General features: G+C 36.1%; 22 protein-coding genes. 15 read left to right on the plus strand and 7 right to left on the minus strand.

The annotated features are described in order from the left end of the window. Position 1 precedes the first annotated feature (1 nt). The 5 genes from MKL38_RS06140 to MKL38_RS06160 all read left to right on the plus strand — a co-directional run bounded on the left by MKL38_RS06140 (position 2) and on the right by MKL38_RS06160 (position 3440). Positions 2 to 604 (plus strand): DUF6714 family protein, encoded by a 603-nt coding sequence (locus MKL38_RS06140; RefSeq protein WP_270902813.1) that lies wholly within the window; start codon positions 2 to 4, stop codon positions 602 to 604. A gap of 660 nt (positions 605 to 1264) precedes the next feature. Further along, entirely contained in the window at positions 1265 to 1480 is a 216-nt protein-coding gene (locus tag MKL38_RS06145; RefSeq protein WP_003650532.1) for a cold-shock protein, read from the plus strand. A gap of 107 nt (positions 1481 to 1587) precedes the next feature. After that, entirely contained in the window at positions 1588 to 1815 is a 228-nt protein-coding gene (locus MKL38_RS06150) for a hypothetical protein (RefSeq protein ID WP_003650533.1), read from the plus strand. A gap of 68 nt (positions 1816 to 1883) precedes the next feature. Continuing rightward, complete coding sequence (locus MKL38_RS06155; RefSeq protein ID WP_004643550.1) at positions 1884 to 2090, plus strand: hypothetical protein; 207 nt, start codon at positions 1884 to 1886, stop codon at positions 2088 to 2090. A gap of 789 nt (positions 2091 to 2879) precedes the next feature. Next, complete coding sequence (locus MKL38_RS06160) at positions 2880 to 3440, plus strand: TetR/AcrR family transcriptional regulator (protein ID WP_270902814.1); 561 nt, start codon at positions 2880 to 2882, stop codon at positions 3438 to 3440. Positions 3441 to 3473: 33 nt separating this feature from the next. On the opposite strand, the gene MKL38_RS06165 is transcribed toward MKL38_RS06160, so the two are convergent. Beyond that, the gene (locus MKL38_RS06165) at positions 3474 to 4331 is read right to left on the minus strand and encodes a LysR family transcriptional regulator (protein ID WP_270902815.1); all 858 of its coding nucleotides are present in this window, start codon (positions 4329 to 4331) and stop codon (positions 3474 to 3476) included. A 333-nt stretch (positions 4332 to 4664) separates the two neighbouring features. On the opposite strand from MKL38_RS06165, the gene MKL38_RS06170 reads away from it, so the two are divergent. The 4 genes from MKL38_RS06170 (at position 4665) to MKL38_RS06185 (ending at position 8246) form a co-directional block, all read left to right on the plus strand. Then, positions 4665 to 5096: a DoxX family protein gene (locus tag MKL38_RS06170; protein ID WP_270902816.1), complete on the plus strand. Its 432-nt coding sequence runs from the start codon at positions 4665 to 4667 to the stop codon at positions 5094 to 5096. 32 nt (positions 5097 to 5128) lie between these two features. Next, entirely contained in the window at positions 5129 to 6043 is a 915-nt protein-coding gene (locus tag MKL38_RS06175; protein ID WP_270902817.1) for a glyoxalase, read from the plus strand. Positions 6044 to 6152: 109 nt separating this feature from the next. Beyond that, entirely contained in the window at positions 6153 to 7613 is a 1461-nt protein-coding gene (locus tag MKL38_RS06180) for an alginate export family protein (protein WP_333724201.1), read from the plus strand. Positions 7614 to 7631: 18 nt separating this feature from the next. Further along, positions 7632 to 8246, plus strand: coding sequence for a M17 family peptidase N-terminal domain-containing protein (locus MKL38_RS06185; RefSeq protein WP_270902819.1), 615 nt, complete (start codon positions 7632 to 7634; stop codon positions 8244 to 8246). 95 nt (positions 8247 to 8341) lie between these two features. On the opposite strand, the gene MKL38_RS06190 is transcribed toward MKL38_RS06185, so the two are convergent. Continuing rightward, entirely contained in the window at positions 8342 to 9253 is a 912-nt protein-coding gene (locus MKL38_RS06190; RefSeq protein ID WP_270902820.1) for an ornithine cyclodeaminase family protein, read from the minus strand. Positions 9254 to 9366: 113 nt separating this feature from the next. Further along, a complete protein-coding gene (locus tag MKL38_RS06195) occupies positions 9367 to 10335 on the minus strand; it encodes a threo-3-hydroxy-L-aspartate ammonia-lyase (RefSeq protein WP_270902821.1) in 969 nt (322 codons plus the stop codon). 255 nt (positions 10336 to 10590) lie between these two features. Here MKL38_RS06195 and MKL38_RS06200 point away from each other — a divergent pair, with 255 nt between their 5' ends. After that, positions 10591 to 11214, plus strand: coding sequence for a helix-turn-helix transcriptional regulator (locus MKL38_RS06200; RefSeq protein ID WP_198079685.1), 624 nt, complete (start codon positions 10591 to 10593; stop codon positions 11212 to 11214). A 47-nt stretch (positions 11215 to 11261) separates the two neighbouring features. Then, positions 11262 to 11501: a hypothetical protein gene (locus tag MKL38_RS06205; protein WP_270902882.1), complete on the plus strand. Its 240-nt coding sequence runs from the start codon at positions 11262 to 11264 to the stop codon at positions 11499 to 11501. 34 nt (positions 11502 to 11535) lie between these two features. On the opposite strand, the gene MKL38_RS06210 is transcribed toward MKL38_RS06205, so the two are convergent. Next, positions 11536 to 12222, minus strand: a complete 687-nt coding sequence (locus tag MKL38_RS06210) for a pirin family protein (protein WP_151743315.1) — start codon at positions 12220 to 12222, stop codon at positions 11536 to 11538. Between the two features lie 188 nt (positions 12223 to 12410). Then, positions 12411 to 13652: a L,D-transpeptidase family protein gene (locus MKL38_RS06215; protein WP_209831227.1), complete on the minus strand. Its 1242-nt coding sequence runs from the start codon at positions 13650 to 13652 to the stop codon at positions 12411 to 12413. A 302-nt stretch (positions 13653 to 13954) separates the two neighbouring features. Between MKL38_RS06215 and hemE the strand changes: the two genes are divergently transcribed. From hemE to MKL38_RS06235, 4 genes are all read left to right on the plus strand, one after another. Further along, positions 13955 to 15028, plus strand: coding sequence for a uroporphyrinogen decarboxylase (gene hemE, locus MKL38_RS06220; RefSeq protein WP_017387937.1), 1074 nt, complete (start codon positions 13955 to 13957; stop codon positions 15026 to 15028). Between the two features lie 5 nt (positions 15029 to 15033). Beyond that, entirely contained in the window at positions 15034 to 15828 is a 795-nt protein-coding gene (locus MKL38_RS06225; RefSeq protein ID WP_209831225.1) for a DUF817 domain-containing protein, read from the plus strand. Between the two features lie 150 nt (positions 15829 to 15978). Further along, positions 15979 to 16449, plus strand: coding sequence for a DUF3015 family protein (locus tag MKL38_RS06230; RefSeq protein WP_270902822.1), 471 nt, complete (start codon positions 15979 to 15981; stop codon positions 16447 to 16449). A gap of 70 nt (positions 16450 to 16519) precedes the next feature. Next, positions 16520 to 18403 carry an Lnb N-terminal periplasmic domain-containing protein gene (locus tag MKL38_RS06235; RefSeq protein WP_442866678.1) on the plus strand — a complete coding sequence of 628 codons (1884 nt, stop codon included), beginning with the start codon at positions 16520 to 16522 and terminating at the stop codon, positions 18401 to 18403. 70 nt (positions 18404 to 18473) lie between these two features. Here the strand turns inward: MKL38_RS06235 and blaADC are convergent, their stop codons facing one another. Further along, complete coding sequence (gene blaADC, locus MKL38_RS06240; RefSeq protein ID WP_270902824.1) at positions 18474 to 19625, minus strand: ADC family extended-spectrum class C beta-lactamase; 1152 nt, start codon at positions 19623 to 19625, stop codon at positions 18474 to 18476. 151 nt (positions 19626 to 19776) lie between these two features. Next, positions 19777 to 20325: a GTP cyclohydrolase I FolE gene (gene folE, locus MKL38_RS06245; protein ID WP_005039113.1), complete on the minus strand. Its 549-nt coding sequence runs from the start codon at positions 20323 to 20325 to the stop codon at positions 19777 to 19779. Positions 20326 to 20362: the final 37 nt, after the last annotated feature.

Raw genomic sequence — 20362 nt, forward strand, 5'->3', positions numbered from 1 at the left:
AATGAATATCGATAATTTAAAGAAGAAAATAGAACTCGAGTATAAAAATGTTACTCTGGGAGATGCTTATACCTTACCTGAGGAAGACTATGCCGATACAAGTTATTGGTACTTCGATAAAAGGCGCACCGATTTAAACTTAACTGAGGAAGAATGGGTAAAGCAGGAACTTTTCCTTCTTGAGACTGGTAATTGGTTTAGAGAGGACTTTAAGGAGGCTGTAAATGCAATTAAAGAAAAGAGGAAAATGAATAATAGGTACAGTAATCCTTTTGAAATACCTGTTTCATATTTAGACAACTACCATACGGGTTTTGGTTTTTTAGAACCTCAGGGATTTCTATTTTATACCCCAGCTATTATGAGTTCTGTTTTAAAAGACACAGAAGTTCTATCTTCACCTAGTTTTTTATCTTGGTTTTATCGTTTAAGAAGTTTAAATACTTTTGAAGAAATTTCTAAGTTATTAAATTGTTTTACCAAAGCACAAATAGAAGTGTTAAAAGACTTTCTGTTATTTATTTCCACTCTATCTCTAGAGATGAAAGAAGGAAAAGAAGGAATAGATAAGTGTTTAAATAACATAAGTTTATTAGGATTCTGAGTGTAAGGGTAAAGGGTTTACATCGTTTTAATAACATGTAAGCCCTTTTTTAATACCTAATTTTTGCATTAAACCCATTAGAATTAAAATCAAAAGCGAAGATTGAAGCGGGTAGTGGACTAGATACAAATCAGCCCTCATTAAGATCAAGTTGTAAAAATGATCACGACAAGAAGCAGGTCATTAAGCTATTCATAAAATGGCTTTGGCAAATTAGCTTCCTCTGTTATGAAAAATATCTGGTTCTAAAACCCCACCCTTTTATAAACCCCCACTTTAACAATCACTTATTCATTATTTATCCTTACTTTTTAATGATCTAATTTAAAGCGAAAGTCATTTGCTTGACTGCAAAAGGGTAGAGCACTGTCCTTTGCCCGCCTACATTGAGCACAACTCGCTTATAAACACTTAGAATCCAGAACATCACCTTATTTTATAAATAAAATAAATATATATATTAGAAAACTTGATTAATTTTATTTTTCGTATACAATGAACATAACTAGAAAAAGTCATGTTTGGTAAATCTTCTCTAAGTACCGCAGTATTAGTCATAATCCTTCGTTTTTTTCAGATTTTCAGCTCCATTCTTTATTATTTCGATGTTACTCATAACCAATAAAATGGTTTAAATTTTTAAAAAAACTAGGATGTATTATGTCTAATTCAAATATCATGAAAGGTACTGTTAAGTGGTTTAACGAAGCTAAAGGTTTCGGTTTTATCCAACCAGAATCAGGACCAGACGTTTTTGCTCATTTTAGCGAAATCGCTAACTCAGGTTTCAGAACTCTTGCTGAAGGTCAACGTGTTGAATTCAGTGTTGCACAAGGCCAAAAAGGCCCAAATGCTGTAAATATTGTTGCTCTATAAATAATTATAAGCAGTCATAAATGAAAAGCACTAATGAGTGCTTTTCACTTTAAATTAATTTTAAAGTTATTTTAAGATTATAAGTAAATTTTAATTTAGGATATAAATTGTTAAAAATAAATGATTTAATTGCAAAATCTAAAAATGGTACAGAAATTTTAGTGTCTTTAATTCCTCTAAATAGAATACAAAATACACGTGAAGGTTTTAAAACTGTTGAAGTTGGTAAAAGAGTTCTTCTTTCCTCTGGAATTGAAGTTGATTTAAATTTAGATGGTCGCACCTTTTATGCGTCTATAAATCAACTATTTAAATTAGATTATAGAGTTAGTTAAAACTCAGTTTACTATTGGATATTTAGGCGGGTCCATTATTTCTGCCATAATTTTATTAGGATATCGTCATGCTTAAACAAAATATCAGTGTTAAAGACCAGTTTGGAATTAAATACGTCATTCAGGCAACAGTAGATAATTATTTCGCTAATACTCAATGTTTTTCTAATTTAAAATACATTACAGTTGAAGGTGAAGATATACGACCGGGTTTTGAAATGTTTTTTCAAAGTACTCTAAGTGGTAAAATTTTTAAAATTGATAAAATAAATTAATCTATCAACGCAGTATATTTATCGTTGCAGGATAGCGTTCTTTTAAAAATAGAAAAACCTCATAGCTTTAGGGCACATTTCAAATACTCAATTAAACAATAACTTTAATAATAAAGCGCAGGTGGTGAAAGCCATACTAGCGCATTTCTAGTTTCCTAAACCGCTATATCTAAAAATTCCGCAACTTTATAAACCCCAATTTAACAATAACTTATTCATTATTTAACATTACTTTTTAATGATCTAATTTAAAGCAAATGTCATTTTGTGTGCTTGACTGCAACAAATGTGAAGCTTATCCTTTGCCTGCTGGCCACATTGCCAGCCGGCTTTGACAGGCCGTGCTCAAGTACATTGAAAAAATTCGTTTTTTTAATGTAAACCCGTTCGTCTCCCTTTTGTTGCGGTAGGACGGAAGGGGGACGCCTTCGTGCGTGCTGGGTCTTGAGCCAGTCTGTCAACCCTCTTTCGTTCTGCCACCATAATTCTTATTAATGCTCTGGCAGAACTCCCAATAAAAAGGAGTTGGCTTTGCACATTCTTAATTTCTTGGCAGCCTTTGCCAAAAGCTATAACGACACCACTTAATTCATCTTTAAACAGTTTGAAGGCTCATCGGCTTTTCAGACTTTAAGTCATTACGGCTAAAAACTTATTTCAACAATAAAACTTGAGATGTGCCAAGTACCGTCTTTACGGCTTTGCTATGCCTTTTTTTCTCCCAAAAAGGGCAGCGGCTTTTGTATCTCATTTATATACAACAAAAACTTAATTTATAACGGTAAAACTATGCCAAATTTAGTTCTCCCAACGCGTGCTATTCAAGTCATTCATACGTCGATTCATTTATTTCATCATCACGGATTTCATACGGTTGGGGTCGACAGAATTGTGAAAGAGTCTGAAATTCCAAAAGCGACTTTTTATCATTATTTTCACTCTAAAGAGCGGTTTATTGAAATCTGTTTGACCGTACAAAAAGAACGGCTAAAAGAAAAAGTGATTTCAATTGCTGAGTACGCCAACCACACGAGCGCGATTGATAAACTCAAGGCACTTTATTTCTTACATACCGATTTAGAGGGGCACTACTATTTATTATTTAAAGCAATTTTTGAAACGAAACTGACCTATCCAAAAGCCTACCAAACCGCAGTGAGGTATAGAACTTGGCTAATCAATGAAATCTATAGCCAGCTTAGATTGCTAAAAACTGATGTTTCATTTCAAGATGCCAAACTATTTTTATATATGATTGAAGGCGCAATTATTCAGCTTTTAAGCTCAGATGTAACAATCGAGCGAGAGAAGGTGCTGGATTGTTTTTTGATGGGGGTAAAAAACGCATAGCACTATGTGATTGAAAAACTAAATTATAAAGCTTCAGTGATAGTTAGAAAAATGTTGCTTTAATGAGTCTAAAAAAAGCTCAACCTTTTTTGGAATTTTTGATCCATAAGGAGTGGTTGCATAAAAATGAAGTTTTGATGAAAAGATGTCTTGTGAGCAATTAATAATAACGCCATCATCTTCATATTTCTTTGCTAAAAAATCAGGCATAAATAAAATACTTTGATTTTTTTTGCATAAATCTAACAGGATTTCGATGTTGTTGCAGATCAGTTGAGGGCGTGAATTAATAATTTTGTTTTTTAAATCCAACCCTGAATATAATAATATATTATGTTTTCTTAATTCTTCTATGTTTTTAGGTTTTCCATGCTTATTTAAAAAAGCAGATGTTGTATAAAAATTTATTTTATAGCTGTCTAAAATAAAAATATTTTCTTCTTTAATGTCTTCTTCAACTTTTAAAACAATATCAAATTTACTTTCATTGATATCTATTGTTTTTTCTGAAAATAAGAGGTCAATTTCTATGTTCGGATATTGAATTAGAAAATTAGAAATAATATCTGAAAAGCAAGTTTGAATAAAAGCATGAGGAACGTTGATTTTTAATATACCCTCAGGGTACTTTTGATCATATATAAAGTCATTAGCGGCTAAATCTAATTCTTCAACAATGACTTTACAACGTTGATAGAACTTCTCTCCTGAGCGGGTGAGGTCCATTTTCCGGGTATTACGCGTAAAAAATGATGTACTAAATAGACTTTCTAAATAAAAAATTCTTTTAGAAACCTGATCTCTGCTGATTCCTAAATTTCTAGAGGCATTACTAAAATTTCCACTTTCGACAACGCTGATAAAAGTATTAATACAGTCTAGTTTATCCATTAAATTTTTAAAGGCTAAGGTGGCATGTCGCTAAACTATATTATGATTTTTTACTTAATCAATCATTGTATCTTTTAAGGATACAGTTTGTATTTAAATAGGTGTCTAGTAGTTTACGTTTATTTTTGATTTTATATATAACATCTTTGATTTTGTTTTATCTGGTGATTAATAAAAATATATGAATAATGACTTTCAGATTAAAAATATTTTATCTAATTTTTGAGAGATAATTTAAATTTTGGTTTTTATATTAAATAGATAATTTTTATTAATACTGGATTGGATGTTTTTTTAAATGTCAGGAATATAGAATATCAATGAGGTACACAAATGAGTGACTTGATTAATAATAATCCAGTCTGGGTAAAAAATATTTTATCAATTTATGGCTTACTTCCACTTCTAAGAGTTGCATTAGTTTCGGCTTATTTAGTGGGGGGTATTAATAAATTCATAGGGTTTCATCTGGCGGTTGAGGAGCAAGCAAGTTTTGGTTTACAGCCTGCTTGGCTCTGGGCAGCTACAGCGATTGTTATTGAAATTGTTGGTTCGCTCTTGGTTATTTTTAATCGATTTGTCTGGTTAGGAGCTGGGGCTTTAGGGTGTCTAACCGCTATAGCGATGCTTGTTGCAAACGATTTTTGGAATCATACAGGTCCAGCATTCTTTAGTACGTTTAACAGTTTCTTTGAACACCTTGGTCTCATCGCTGCATTGGTTATGGTCACCATTCTTTCTAATCAAAAAACGAAGTCACAATAAGTTATAGCACCCAAAATAAACAGGAGTCTTTTATGCGTAAATCCTTATCAGCCTTGCTTTTAAGCACAATGCTAGTGGGCATAAATGTTGCCTTTGTTCCTCAAGTTTTAGCCAAAACAACAACGAGTGTAAAAAGTGAAGCGCCGGGTGTAGCCCCTCAATACGATACAACGCATGTTTATGTGAACCCCGAAGACTTTGATAAATTTACCGATAGTTTAGTGGCGACATTTGGGGGAACCAAATCTAAACAGGGTGTTTTTCAGGTGACGCCAACACCAAGCCAGACCATGTCTCAGCTTGTATTAACTCCAGTTGGAACACTGTCTGTATTTGGTTTTAAAACTCCGGTTCCATATCCTTTTGGTTTGGAGCGAACAGGCTATTTAGTCAAAGATATGGATGCAGCCGTACAGTCAGCTAAAGCAAACGGTGCAGATGTGATTGTGGATGCATTTCCAGACCCGATCGGGCGTGATGCGGTCATCCAGTGGCCGGGCGGCGTGAATATGCAGCTTTATTGGCACACGACTAAACCTAACTATAGCAAGTTAGAAACTGTTCCAGAAAATCGTATTTATATTTCAAAACAAAGTGCAGACTCTTTTGTTAAAAAGTTCGTCAATTTCTCGCACGGTAAAGTGGTTTCAGATAATCCAAAGGCTGCTGGTGTAGAAATTGGACGACCAAATGAAACCTATAGACGTATTCGCGTCGAATCTGATTTCGGCAAAATGACTGTGTTGGTCACCGATGGTCATCTTCCTTATCCATATGGGCATGATATGACGGGCTATGAAGTCAAAAATTTATCTGAGACTTTAGATAAAGCGACAAAAGCAGGTGTGAAAGTTCTGGTCAATGCCTATAAATCAGAGGGTCGTGAGGCAGCGATGGTACAGTTCCCTGGTGGGTATATTGCCGAAATTCATGCGCCCATAAAGTAATTTATTGCCTTAAATGTTGATAAAAAACAACGTTCATATTGTCCAAGGGCAATGTGAGCGTAAAAAATTAAGTCTCTGCAATAATCTATTTATTACCATGGATAAAAATATGGCCCCGCATATTTCTAATGATAGAAACAGTCGAATTAAGTGCTCAGAAACTTACCTTAAAATAATTAAAATGAGTTTATTGCTAACGGGTAGTTTATTTCTTTATGAATTTGCTTATGCAGAACAAGAAGTTTCAAATACAAATGTATGTCCAACTCGTCCAAAAATCTCAAACAATCGTTGGCAAGAAAATTGGGATGTTTTAAAAAATCCGTGTGTCCCAAAGAAAATAGGAGATGACTTCAAATATATACCTTTTGGCAATAATAATTATTTGTCATTGGGAGCGAATATTCGTGAGCGTTTTGAAGTCAATAATAATGCGAGATTTGGCAGCGGAAATAATCAAGCAGATCGCTATTTAATTCAAAGATTACAAGTTCATGCAGATGCTCGTATTGGTGACCATTTACAATTCTTTACTCAGTTCAGTGATGCACGAGCGTTTGATAAAAAGAATATTGCAAGTACCGATCAAAATAGACTCGATGTAGAGCAAGCTTTCATTGCGTGGGTGAGCCCTTTAAACAATGGAACTTTTAAGTTTAGAGTGGGCCGTCAAGAGATGGCTTTTGACTTACAACGCTTTATTTCGAACAGAGAAGGTCCAAATGTTAGACAAGCCTTTGATGGCATTTGGTCGAATTATGAATATGGCGATTGGAGAGTTTTAGGCTATCTCACCAGACCTGTTCAAATTGAAAAAGATTCAACTTTTAATGACCACTCGAAAAGAAATTTAAGTTTTAGCGGTTTTCGCGTAGATAAACAAAATGTCTGGGGAGGCGAGTTATCTGGTTATTACTCACGTTATGAACGAGATAATGCATCTTTTACAAGTGTTAAGGGTAATGAAATTCGAGACTTATATGATGTTCGTCATATGGGTAAACAGAACAATATCGATTGGGATGTTGAGGGGATGCTTCAACATGGAAGGATTGGAGCGCAATCTATTCAGGCATGGGGACTTAGTAGCATTACAGGATACACTTTTGCTGAGCAAGCGTGGTCGCCGCGTTTAGGCGTCCAGTTTGATATTGCCACAGGCGATAAAAGTGCCAACGATAATGAACTCAATACCTTTAACCAGCTGTTTGCAAATGGTTCATATTTTACTTTGGCGGGTTATAGTGGCTACAGCAATATTATTCATATCAAACCGTCTCTGACACTTAAGCCTTCCGATAAACTCACTCTATTAAGTGCATTAGGTTTTCAATGGCGTGAAACAACTAACGATGCAGTTTATTTCCAAGGTAATAACAGCATGGCGAACACCGCAGGACAAGGTTCAAGCTGGACGGGGGCATATATTCAACTGAGAGCAGATCAAAAAATAAATTCTAATTTGTCTGTGGCTGCCGAAGGTGTTCACTTTGAAGTCGGAGATACGATTAAGAGAGCAGGAGGCAAAGACTCAAATTATCTAGGTCTTGAACTTAAATATGGCTGGTAAAACTAAAAGAGTAAAAATATGAGCATAGATTTAAAGCAAACTAAAATTGGACATTATCAAAATCTAGGCATTGAACTCGTGACTTGGGATTGCACGACGGCAGAGGTTGATCTTTCTTGTGCTTGTATCTTTGAACATGAAATGAATAACCGTCCTTTTTCGGGCGGTTTGGCACATTTAGATGATGCTCTAAATGGAAGACTAAATGAAATACGGAAAAATAACTGGTTCAGCGCAAAACTGAATGATGCTCTTTTAATAAATCAAACTCCATCAACCATACAAGCCTCTAAAGTTTTATTGATAGGAATGGGTGCGCCAGAAGATTTTACTGTAGAGAAAATAGGGGCTGCGATAAAAACTGCTGTAAAAACAGCCCATCAATTGGAACTCAAAAGTGTAGCATTTGCGCCTAGTATTTTAGATACAGGTCTTAATCCTCCCGCTGGTTTAAATGAACTCATGCTAAGAAGCTTAAAAGAAGAATTAGACCGACATAATCAGCTTTATTTGCAAAATTTAGTCAAAAAGTCTGAAATTGAAAAGTGGGTATTTGATTCGGGTTTTCAAAATTATGACGTTAAGGCTGAACAATATAGAACGTCTTTTTCCAAAATTTTTACTGAAGATTAATTCTTGTTTTTAAAATGAATTCGGTAAAGAGGTATAAAAGAAACACGTTTTAACTTAACTGCATCAACCTGAATGATGCAGTTAAATGATAAATATTAAGAAATTTCTAAAATTTTTTGGGCGATATATAAATCTTGTATAGATAACCCTGAACTATCATAAATTGTGATTTGTTCCTGAGACTGTCTTCCTTTAGTGTTTGCTAAAAGCACATCACCGATATTCATTAAAATTGCAGATTCAGGCGCATGTTGGAATTCACCGATGACTTTAGACTGAGTATTAAGATCACAGAATAAACCACTCTGTGAAAATAGCTCTGGTGGAAGTTCTTGTTTACCCTTTTTATCGGAACCCATAGATGAAATATGAGTACCGGCTTTGACCCATTCTGCTTTAAAAAGAGGAGTGTGTGAGGAAGTTGCAGTCACAATAATATCCGCTTGTTCACAGGCTTCTTTTGCACCAGCAATTTTAAGCTTAATCCCTAATTGTTTTAGGTCTTCTGCCATTGTTTCAGCTTTATTTTGGTCGAGTCCTACAATCAAAACCTGATCGAAATTTCTAATTCTCGCTAATGCCTCGCATTCATATTTGGCCTGATTTCCTGTACCAAATATGGCTAATACTTTTGAATCTTTTCTTGCCAGTACATGGGTTGCAACAGCATTAGAAGCCGCTGTACGGAAGGCATTCACTTTGCCTGCTTCGATGGCTGCTGCCATTTTTCCATTGGCTTGATTAAATAATAAAATGAGTGCGTTATGGCGTGGTAATCCATTTTTAGGGTTGTCTTCCCAAAAAGAACCGACTTTAAGACCAGCTAAGTGCTGATTAGCAGATGATTTAATACTAAAGGTATTTTTTGTATCAGACGCTTGACCATGAACCACAGGAAAACTTTTAGTGTCGGGTTGAGTAGCAGCAATTAAAGCTTCGTAAATTGCATCATAAGCGAGTTCATGATTGATGAGAGCAGAAGATTCAGACTCAGAAATAAATCTCATAACCATCTCCAAAAGTTTATTTAAATTAAGACACGAGCAAGTCGAGAGACGAGTAGCTTGTAATGTCTATCCATGACGCTTTAACTGACATCATAGATAGACACCAACTTTTATTAAGCTGATAAAAACTCTACATATTTAGAAATATCGACATTCCCACCACTAATAATGATGCCTATACGTTTGCCTTTTAATTCATGTTTTAAATTGCGTGCAGCCGCAAATCCGAGACATCCTGTCGGTTCAACCACCATCTTCATTCTTTCAGCAAAAAACTTCATAGAAGTCACGAGTTCTTCGTCTTTTACAGTCAAAATGTCATCTACATTCTTTTGAATAATAGGAAAAGTTAGTTTGCCTAAATATTGAGTTTGAGCACCGTCGGCAATCGTTTGGGGCGTATCAATATGAACAATTTCTCCTTTTCTAAAGGACATTTGCCCATCATTTCCTAGGGCAGGTTCAACACCATATATTTTACAGTTCGGAGAGAGTTGACGGGCAGATAAGGCAGAGCCAGCTAATAAACCTCCTCCACCTAAACATACAAAGAGGTAATCCAACTCACCAACTTCTTCAAATAGTTCTTTTGCAGCCGTTCCTTGACCTGCAATCACATGCGGATGATCATAAGATGGAATTAAGGTCAGACCATTTTTTTCTGCAATCTCTTTTCCAATTTGTTCTCGATCTTCTGTATAACGGTCAAATTCAACAATATTGCCGCCGTATTCTCGCGTCGCTGCCATTTTTGCAGCAGGAGCATCTTTGGGCATGATGATTGTTGCAGGAATACCAAGGATTTTTGCTGACAGTGCAATCGCTTGAGCATGATTTCCCGAAGAGAAAGCAACCACACCAGCTTTTTTTTGAGCCTCATCGAACTGTGCAAGCGCATTCATTGCACCACGAAATTTGAAAGCGCCAACACGCTGAAAATTCTCACATTTAAAGAATACTTCTGCTTCAAATTCATTGTTAACAGTACGTGAAGTTAAAACAGGGGTTTTATTTGCAAAACCTTTTATGCGTTCAGCAGCGGCTGCGACATCTTCATAAGTTGGAAGGGTTAAATTTTTCATAATTAAACCTAATTCTATTCAATGTTTTCGGATGCAAGATTTCGTATTGCTCAAGCAATTCACAATATATTGACCTTGTTTAGATAAAATATATATATTTAGATAAAATGTCTAATTTTATTTTCTGATGTTATAACAATGAGATATAAGATTTTGATTTACATTAAGTTTAAAATTAGATAAAAAGTCTAAATTACTATTACATACTTCACGCTAGGGTTTGAAATAGTAATTAAGTCATTTGGAGGAAATACATTGGGAAATCGTGATAAACATTTACTCACTCAACTAGATACAATCGCGAAAGGATTAAGTGAAACGCTATCTCCTTTTTGTGAAGTTGTTGTCCATGACTTAACAAATCCTGAACATGCCATACTCTCAATACACAATAATTTATCTGGTCGAAAAATTGGAGATCCAGCAACAGAGTTAGGGCTGGCAAGAATTATGTCTCCAGAATTTCCAAATCTTATTTCAAACTATGCAAACCAGTTTGCAGATGGCCGCCCCGCAAAAAGCACTTCGATTGGTATTAAAGATGAAGAGGGCGAATATGTGGCCGCTTTATGTATGAATATTGATTTAACCCTATTTAGGGGCATGCAAAGCGCTTTAGACCAGTTTACTAAAATTGAAACTGACAACATTATTGAAAATTTGGAACCGAATGGGTCTGAAGCAATTCGAAGATATATCGATCAATTTGCATCAAAACATGCCACTACGCCGCGTATGTTAAAACTCAATGAGCGAAAACAATTAATACACGAGTTAAAGAATAATGGTTTATTAGACATTAAAAAGGCTGTAGAGACTGTTGCACAACATTTAGGTATATCAAGAGCGAGTGCCTATTTGTATGTGAAGGAAACTTAAAATAGTTTATTTTAATGTGTGTTTAGATTGATCAAGGAGGTCGTTATTTGAAGTTATTTATCATTGTATTTATTGCAATTTTTTCCAGTATTGGTCTGATCTGTTTAATTGCACTGCTTAGAAATTTAAAAAATTCTTCGTCATCTGGCGAGCATGATTATTCATCTTCTTCAACACATCATTTTCACGATAATAGCCCTAGTCATCATAGCTCTAGTTATTCAAATGACTGTTCATCGTCTTCAGATTCAGGAGGATGTGATGGGGGCGGTGGTGGTGGAGATTAAAAAAGCCCTTTTGTTCAAAGGGCTTTTGATTAATTTAAGGTAAATCGAACCAAATAAATTGACTATCTTCGTTTGCCTGAATCGTCGCTTTATCCTCAAATACGAAAGCATCGCCTGCTTTAACTTCTTGATCACCGATGCGGATTACACCTGAAATAACGTGGATATAATTCACTTTTTTAACTGGATCAACACTTAATTCATGTCCTTTTTCCAATACAGCCGACTTTATCTCTGCATTTTGGCGAATATGCATCGGTGCATTTGCATCAGGTCCTGCAATTAAATGCCATTTATTTGGATCTTTACGTGGGTCAAGACTAATTTGTTGGTAATTAGGCTCTGCATCTCTTACATCTGGAATAATCCAGATCTGTAATAAATGTACAGGCGTATCAGTGTTGTTAACTTCACTGTGGGCAACACCTGTGCCAGCACTCATGAGTTGCCATTCACCTGCTTTAATTTGACCTTCATTTCCCATCGTGTCACGGTGTGAAATTGCACCATCTAGCACACAGGTTAAGATTTCCATATTGTCATGCGAGTGCGTACCGAAACCATTATGCGCATCAATTCTGTCGTCATTAATGACTCGTAAAGCACTGACACCCATATATTTAGGGTTGTACCAGCTACCAAATGAAAAGCTATGATATGACTCTAACCAACCCGCTTTTACATGACCTCGATCTTCACCACGATGTACGTAAGCATTCATGATCTAATCTCCCAAATTTTTATTTATCTCTTGAGAAATATATTAACGCTCTATATGGGGGAGAAAAATAGGATTACTGCAACATGTCGTTTCAAAATTGATATGATTCTTGGGTTTTTTATTTTAGTGTTGCATTTTTAATAATAAAAAACCTGCCATAGAGGCAGGTCTTTTAAAGAATATATTGATTACTCAAGGAATTTAACAGTTACGCCAGAACGTACTTTATTTCCTAAATCGTTTGCATCCCAGTTTGTTAAACGGATACAACCGTGTGATGCTGTTTTAGAAATCAAAGATGGATTTGGTGTTCCGTGAATACCGAATGATTTTTTACTTAAACCAATCCAGATATTACCTACTGGAGCATTCGGGCCAGGTGGTAAAGAAAGAGGTTTTAAGTTTTTACCTTGTACGAAGTTCGAAGGTGAATAGCTGTACCATGGGTTACGAGCCACACCAACTACCTTGTAAGTACCGGCCGGAGAAGGCGTATCAGTACTGCCAATTGTTGCAGGAAATGAGGCAATCATTTGGTTCCGGCTATTGAAGAGATACAATTGTTTTGCACCTTTATGGGCAATAATCAAATGAATATCTTCTGGTAAATCATTGCGTACGTTTGGAACAATGATTTTTTCACCCGCTTTTTTGAATGTTGCTGTTGGATTGATTGTTTTTAAGAAAGCTTCATCGATATGAAACTTTTCACCCAACATTTCGCTAACACGAGTGTAGTACAAACCTTTCATTTTAGCCTGTAAAGCATAATCAGAAGGAATTGATTGTGCATATGGGCCTTTTAAATCAGCATCAGTAATGGTGTATTCAATAAATGAAGGTTTTGTTTGCTTGGCAACTAGTGCATCCCAAGTTTCTTTAGTCAGTTCACCAGTAGGTGATAAACCATTCATTTGCTGGAATGAAGAGATTGCTTTTAACGTGTTTTTGCCACTCATACCGTCAATTGCACCTGGCGATGCATGTGCATTATTTAGCATGACGTGAGCACGAGCATAAACTGGAAACTGGCCCTTACCAATATTTTCATACCATTCAGCCGAATTTAAGCTATCTAATGTCCAAGAAACTGCTGGAGCTGAAGTCTTTGCAGTTGTTGTGGTCGTTTTAGCTACGGCTACTGGTGCTGAAGCGGCAATACCTGAATCAGCATTTTGGTCTTCAGTTTTTTGCAAATTTTGTAATGTTGTTGACGCTCGATTTAAGTCACTTTGTTCTTGAGCGGTAATTTGTGTCGAAGCTTGAGCTTTTGCAGTTGAAGCTGCATCTACTGCTAAAGGATCAATCGGATCTTCTACAGGAGCTGATACCTTTTTAGGGTTCAGGGGTTGCTCAGTTGTTGAAGCAGCAAAAGCAACATTAGCAATGATACAACTTAAACTCATAGCGAGTAATGAGCGAACAAACATGTAATTCAACCTTAAGAATTTTCATATAAGCAATAGGAGGATTGATGTGATCTTAAAGTGCATAAAATTACCAATGACTCATCTCTATGAGCCCAAGATTGGCAATTTAGTGATTAAAAGAATATCAATAAACCCAATGTAACATGTTGCAAGTATTGCAGAAAACCCCGCAGCTTGCAGTAGACTTTTGTGTAAATATGCATTTTTTAGTAGATTGACGAGTTTTTTGTGTGAAATTGAAATTATAAAAATGTCTCTGTTTTTGATATGATGCTGCCACATAAAGAAGATAGAGATTGGTAATGACGACTTTGAAAAATGATCGTTTCCTCCGTGCTTTGTTACGCGAACCTGTAGATACCACTCCGGTATGGATGATGCGTCAAGCAGGGCGTTATTTGCCTGAATATCGTGAAACACGTTCAAAAGCAGGTGACTTTCTATCCTTATGTAAAAATACAGATTTTGCCTGTGAAGTCACTTTACAACCTTTGCGTCGCTATGATTTAGATGCAGCAATTTTATTTTCAGATATTTTAACAATTCCAGATGCACTGGGTTTAGGTCTTTATTTTGAAACAGGTGAAGGACCAAAGTTCCATAAAACAGTACGTACTGAACAAGATGTGGCGAATTTACCTAAGTTAAATGCAAAATCAGACCTTGATTATGTCATGAATGCTGTAAGCACAATTCGCTCTGCTTTAGGTGGTCAAGTTCCACTGATTGGTTTCTCTGGTAGTCCTTGGACTCTAGCGACTTATATGGTTGAAGGTGGTTCAAGTAAAGAGTTCCGTTTTACCAAGCAAATGATGTACGCCCAACCAGAAGTTTTGCATGCTTTACTTGATCACTTGGCTACGTCGGTCATTGACTATTTAAATGCTCAAATTGATGCAGGTGCTCAGGCGATCCAGATCTTTGATAGTTGGGGCGGGGCATTGGCACATCGTGAATATGTCGAATTTTCTTTAAACTACATGAATAAAATCATTGCTGGTTTGCAACGTGAAAAAGACGGTCGACGTATTCCTATCATTGTGTTCACTAAAGGTGGTGGTCAATGGTTAGAGCCAATGATTAGCACAGGCGCAGATGCATTAGGTTTAGATTGGACTACGCGATTAGATACAGCTCGAACTACGGTGGCTGGACGTGTCGCTTTGCAAGGAAATCTTGATCCTGCTGTTTTATATGGTTCGGCTGCTTCAATTGAAAAAGCAGTAAAAGCCATGTTGGATGATGCCTACGCAAATGGTGAAAAGACGGGTTACATTGCTAACTTAGGCCATGGGATTACTCAGTGGGTAGACCCTGCGCAACCAAAAATCTTTGTAGATACAGTGCATGAGTATAGTGCTAAATATCTAGGATAGTTTTTGTGCAATATCTAACTTTACCGTTTCAATTTATCGGCAAGGCTGTTTCGGCAGCCTTGTTTGGTATTTTGCTTTTAATTGCTTTTGCTTTAACAGCACCGATGGGAAGCCATGAATATATGGGGTTCTATCGTTATGATTATTTACTCATCTATGCTGTACTGATCCAGATCTGTTTACTCTATTTAAAACTGGAGTCATGGGCAGAGGCTAAAGTAATTGCCTTATTTCACGTCATGGCGATGGTCATGGAAATATTCCTAACGCATCCTGCAATTGCTTCATGGCAATATCCGCAGCCCGCCGTATTTAAAATTTTAACAGTGCCTCTATTTGCAGGTTTCATGTATTCGGCTGTAGGTAGCTTCTTCGCACGTTCAATACGACTGTTTCAAGTGTCTTTTGAAAAGCTTCCAAGATTTGGAACTATGTTATTACTGGCATTTTTCTCATATATAAATTTTATGAGTAAATTTTTTGTTCCAGATATTCGCTATATTTTATTTGCGATTAGTATTTTTATTTTCTGGAAAACAAAACTTTATTTTCAAATAAATGAACATAAATTTAAAATCCCGATGTTACCGATATTATTGACGCTCGCATTTATCATCTGGATTGCTGAAAATATAAGTACATTTTATAAAATTTGGCTCTATCCAAGTCAGGTCGATGCTTGGCATATGGTGGGGTGGGGCAAGCTTGGGTCGTGGTATTTATTATTACTTTTAAGCTTGGTATTGGTTCTTAAAATATTAGGTAATCGAGATAATCAAGGTAATTGGAATTTAAGGTAAATTTTTCTTTAGCACTTTTCATCATATTGTTTATTTTTTAATTGCTAAATCGTAGCCTTATCGCTATCTTTAATAGCGTGTAATAAAAATTACACATAACAATACAAGACATAAGAAACAATCAATAATGATTTTTGGAGATATACATCTATGTTAAAAAAAATAGCTTTAGCTGCATTGTTAGCAGCTGGTTCAAGTGTTGCAATGGCTGACAACGATGTGGGTTGTGGTGCGGGTACACAAATATGGGCTGGCAAAAAAGGAGTAGCGCCTAAAATTCTTGCTGCAACAACAAACGGTATTTTTACTAACCAATTATTAGGGATCACTTTCGGTACTTTAGGCTGCCGTCAAGGCGGGACAGTAACAGCGCAAGTTGTAACATTCACAAATGAAAATGCAGAAGCTTTAGCACGTGATATGGCAGTAGGCCAAGGTGAAAGCCTGAACGTACTTGCTGAGTTAATGCAAATTAAACCTCAAGATAAAGACCATTTCTTTAAAGTTTCAAAAGCAAACTTTGGTGAAATCTATTCAGCAAATAATCAAAATACCCTTCAAGTTTTAGCATCATTACAAACTGTAATGGCTAAAGACGACGTTTTAAAAGCTTACGTATAAGTTTGAAATTGAAAACCCTGTCGTATGGCAGGGTTTTTCTTATATTTAATGATAAAAATTGATGAGCTTAATGAAGTCAGTTGTTTTAGTATTTGCCTCTTTGGCAGTTAATATTGCGTATTCAGCAGATATAAATCCATCTATTCAAAAATATTGGTCCATTGCAGAACAACAAAATCTAGATCAAGACATTACATGGCAACGGCTGATGTATGCTAATAAAAACCATAAAAGTGACGTCACTTATTCTGGTTATTTCATGTCAGAAAATGGGAAAAATAATTTAAAAGAAGAACTGAAAGCTGACATCTCGGCATTATTTATGCCTGCTCAAGATAATCAGTCGATTCATTGTAAGTTTCCGGCTCGAAGCCAATGGCTCATACAAAAAGTAGGCATTAAAGAAAATGAATTGCCTCAAATAAAATGTTCAGAATTTGAAAACTGGATTGGACAGATTAAGCCTTATAAAGCCACATTAATTTATGCGACAGATTTTATGGGCAACCCTAGCTCGATGTTTGGTCATACTTTATTGCGTTTAGACCCCAAAGATCAGCAGCAATTAAATTTAGTTTCCTATGCTGTAAATTATGCGGCAACTGTGGCAGGGAATGACAACTGGTCATATGCATGGAAAGGTTTAACAGGGCAATATCCGGGTGAATATTCACTGATGCCTTATTACCGTAAGGTAAAAGAGTACGGTGATTTCGAAAGCCGTGATTTATGGGAATATGAGCTGAAACTTTCCCCTGAAGAAACGCGGTTTTTAGTAAGCCATATTTGGGAAATGCAGCATGTAAGTTTTCCTTATTATTTTGTCAGTGATAACTGTGCCTATAGGTTATTAGGCTTGGTCGATTTAGTAAAACCTGAGTCTAACTTACAAGAAAAGTTTACTTATGCATCTATTCCGATGGAAACCATTAAATCGATGCAACAGCAAGGGCTCACCAAAGCTCCTGTGTATCGGCCTGCTTTAGAAACTCAACTATTGGCCCAAGCTCATCAACATGGCGCCTCACTAGCGAAGGTTGCACATCAAATTACGATGATGCCAATTAAGCAGTCTACAGAGGTTTTAAAAACTTTTAGTGAGCAAGATCAGGCCAAAATTCTAGAGATGGCTTACGATGATTTATATCTTCAATTTACCAGCCGTCAAATAGAAGAAAGCATTGCTCAGCCACAGTTACGTCAGCTTTTGGCTTTAAGAAGCCAGATTGATTTAGACAAACAGCGTCAAGAACCTAAACGACCAGAAAAAGAGCCAACTCAAGGCCATAATGCACGTAATATTTCAGTGAAAGCCGGTGAAGTCCAAGGTGATAAGTTTATCGAAATTGGTCATCGGCAAGCCTATCACGACTTAATAGATCCTCAAGGGGGATACCGCGCGGGTACTCAATTACTCTTTTTAAATGGTAATGCGCAGTGGCGAGATGACCATTTAAAACTAGAAAATCTTGATTTATTAGAAGTAAATTCTTATAACCCAATACAACCTTTTAAAACACCGCTGAGTTGGGGATTTAACTTAGGCTGGCGTCAAGAAGCAATTCATGATGGAAACTTTAGTGAAGAAAAACAGCATGGTGTAGCGAATTTTAATGCTCAGGTTGGTTACAGTCTTGCAGACTATGAGCGCAAACATATTTGCTATGGGCAACTCCAAACCTATGTTCAAACAGGCTCAAATTTAGATAAAGGGTGGCGTGTGGGAATGGGCCCGACTTTAGGTTGTATGAACCAATGGTTTGATCGATTTAACTCTGTTGTACAGATTGAATTGCCATATTGGGAAGACCAAAATCAATGGAATTTGAGAGTAAATACTCAGTGGCAATATGTGATTAATAGTAATAATGCCGTTCGATTAAACTGGGATTATGAACAACAAAATCATCGAGACTGGATGAAATCAAGTCTCGGATATGTTTGGTTCTTTTAAATAGCATTACGAATAAAAAAAGGGAAAAATGAATGAAATCATTTCTCCCTTTTTTTGTTTTCAGAAAAGATTATTTCTTTATTGCATTCAACACTGCATAAGCCGCTTTAATACGTTCTTCATTTGGAATACGTTTATTGGTTAACATGACTAAACCAATATTTTCTTTGGGAATAAACACGACATAAGTTCCAAATCCGTTAGTTGAACCTGTTTTATGGTACATCTTGATTGAAGGTTCTTTTGAAATAGCAGTCACTTTGTTAGGTTTCATCACGATTTGTTCAGAATTACTGTCTAATAAAGTTTGCAAAGGTGCTGGATAAGAGAACTCTTCCCAACCTAATGCTTGATACATCGTACCGACTTGATAAAAACCTTTATGAGTCTCATCAATTGCGCGTCGAATATCTGCCGGATATTTTTGTGGATTTAGATTGGCATCAATAAAGCTAAGCATGTCTGGTAATGTAGATTTAACCCCGTAGGCAGGCGCATCTAGTGGGCCTGGGGTCACACGAATCGGCTGATTTTCTTGGTTATAGCCAAAGGCATAGTTTTGCATCTGAATTTTAGGAACATTCACATAGCTATGTTTTAAGTGAAGAGACGGAAAAATTGTCTTTTCTAAAACCTGACTAAAAGGCTGGTTCATCGATAAGCCTACAACTTTTCCAAATAGGCCAATACTAGGGTTTGAATATTGTCTATATTCACCAATTTGGTTTTTAGGTTTCCAGTCTTTGAAAAAAGTTAAAACTTGTTGGTCTGTTTGTACTTCATCTGGAAACTGTAAGCCAAGGTTGCCACTCGTATAGGTTGCAAGTTGAAGTAGGTTCACTCGGTCAATCGGTGTATTTTTTAGCTCTTTCCAGTATTTTCCTGGGGTGTCGTCAAAAGAGATTTTTCCTTTCGTTTTGGCATATCCACCTGCTGTCGCAGTAAATAATTTACTGACTGAACCTAGCTCAAAAATCGTATTGCCATTTACAGATTTTTTATCTTGAACAGATTGTAGGCCATAATACATTTCGTACTTTTTATTATTTTGGATGACACCAACCGCCATACCGGGAACGTCATATTTTTCTAATAATGGTTTAAAGTTCTGATCAACAACTTTCTTGATATCTTGTTCTTTTGATGTGTTACCTGCATAAATTGAGGTATTAAAAATAAAAAGAGAAGGTAGAATTAAGTAAGAAATTTTTTTGAATCGCATTATCAACTCATCAAACATTTTAAAGTGAAGGGACGTACTTTTATAACAAAAATCACATAATTTAATTGTTATGTTTTATAGAATAAACGCTGTATTTAGATATAAAAAAACCCAACTAAGTTGGGCTTTTAAATTTATCACTAAAAAGAATTTAGTAACTTTCTGGTACTGCACTCAAGAACTCACGTCGTGATTCTTTATCGGTTTTAAAGTCGCCAATAAATGAAACTGTACGAGTGGTTGACTCTTGTTTGCCTACACCACGCATCATCATGCACATATGTGCTGAATCGATGACGACAGCAACGCCTCGAGCACCAGTCACTTCAGCCACAGCTTCTGCGATTTGCTGAGTCAAGTTTTCCTGAATTTGCAAACGGCGTGCAAACATTTCAGTAATACGTGCAAATTTTGATAAGCCAAGAACCTTGCCTTCCGGTAGATAGGCAATATGAACACGGCCATAGAACGGGAGGAGATGATGTTCGCAAAGCGAATAGAATTCAATATTCTTCACCAATACCATTTCATGGTTATCTGATGGGAAAACAGCATTATTGGTGACTTCTTCTAAAGTTTTACTATAGCCAGAAGTTAAATATGAAAAAGCTTTAGCCGCACGCACAGGCGTATCTTTAAGGCCGGGACGATTAAGATCTTCACCGACGGCAGTCAGAATATTTGCGTACGATTGCTGCATTGACATAAGACGTATAAATTTACTCTATTAGACAAGC

This window comes from Acinetobacter sp. AOR14_HL (assembly GCF_027855175.1).
Classification (GTDB): Bacteria; Pseudomonadota; Gammaproteobacteria; order Pseudomonadales; family Moraxellaceae; genus Acinetobacter; species Acinetobacter calcoaceticus.